Raw genomic sequence first — 1,263 nt, forward strand, 5'->3', positions numbered from 1 at the left:
CACGGCACGGACCTGCGGCGGCTCTTCTGTCCCCCGGACGCGTCAGGGGTTGGTGACCCCCAACGTGTAGCTGCCGGACCCGCTGTACGCGTGTACGCGGTAGCGGTAGTAGCCGGCGGTGCCGTTGTAGCTCACCGCCTCGTCGGCCCCGGGGCTGTCGCCCTTGGCCACGACGGCCCAGGCGCTGCCGCTCCACTTCTCCAGGTAGAGGTCGAAGTCGGCGCCGCCCGGACCCACGAGGCAGCCGACGTGCGCGCCGGACACCGTGGACTGGTAGTAGCTGTTGTTCGGCTGGTACGCCTGCCCGCCCGCGGCCAGGGTGCCGTTGTAGGTCGTCTCCGAGCCCTGGCAGCCGGTCGGCGGGTTCGGGTCGCCGCCACCGGCGGTGGCCAGGGTCAGGCCGTAGGTCTGGAGGATCTCGTTGACCGGCTGGAAGTACGTGGTGCCGCCGGAGGTGCAGTCGCCCGAACCGCCGGAGGTCACGCCCTGCGCCTGGGTGCCGGCCAGCAGCGAGCCGCCCGAGTCGCCCGGCTCGGCGCACACCGTGGTCTGGATCAGGCCGGTGACGGTGCCCTGCGGGTAGGTCACCGAGGAGTTGCGGGCCTGGATGGTGCCGCAGTGCCAGCCGGAGGTCGAGCCGGAGCGGCACACCGCCGAGCCGACCGGCGCGTCCTGCGAGCCCGCGACGGACACCGTGCCGCCGGCGTAGTCGTTCACCAGGCCGCGCGGGGTGTTGCCCGCCGCGACCTGCACCCACGCGTAGTCGTTGCCGGGGAAGCTCGACCCGCGGAACGTGCCGCCGGGGTTGGACGTGGTCGCGCCGGTGGTGCCGCAGTGCCCGGCGGTGACGAACCCGCCGTTGACGGAGAAGCCGACCGAGCAGCGCGTGCCGCTGCCGATGAGGTAGGCGTTGCCGCCGATGACGTCGATCAGCGGGCGCGGCGCCTCGGTGGTGGCGGTGTGGCGGACGGCCGAGGCGTCGACCCCGGACGACGCGACGAACGCGCGTGCGGCGGCGAGCGCGCCGGGCCGGGACTTGACCACCACGCTGTTCGTGGGCAGGTCGACGTACCAGCCGGGCACCGAGCGCGGCGCCCGGGCCGCGTTCGCGTCCAGCGCGGCCTTCACCGCGTCCAGGTCGGCGTCGCTGCGCCGGACCACCTCGGTGCGCACCCCGCCCTGGTCGGCGTCCGACGCGCGGGTCACGCCGACGGTCAGCGTGCCGGAGGAGTCGATCCACGCGCCGCCGAACCGGCCGTCCAG

The 1,263-nt window shown here is 74.4% G+C and carries 1 protein-coding gene; it reads right to left on the reverse strand.

The features are described from left to right. Positions 1–42: 42 nt before the first annotated feature. Positions 43–1,263 (reverse strand): S1 family peptidase (locus AB0G02_RS40890; RefSeq protein WP_360806138.1); only part of this gene is annotated, 1,221 nt, incomplete at its 5' end.

This window comes from Actinosynnema sp. NPDC023658 (genome assembly GCF_040639995.1).
Classification (GTDB): domain Bacteria; phylum Actinomycetota; class Actinomycetes; order Mycobacteriales; family Pseudonocardiaceae; genus Actinosynnema.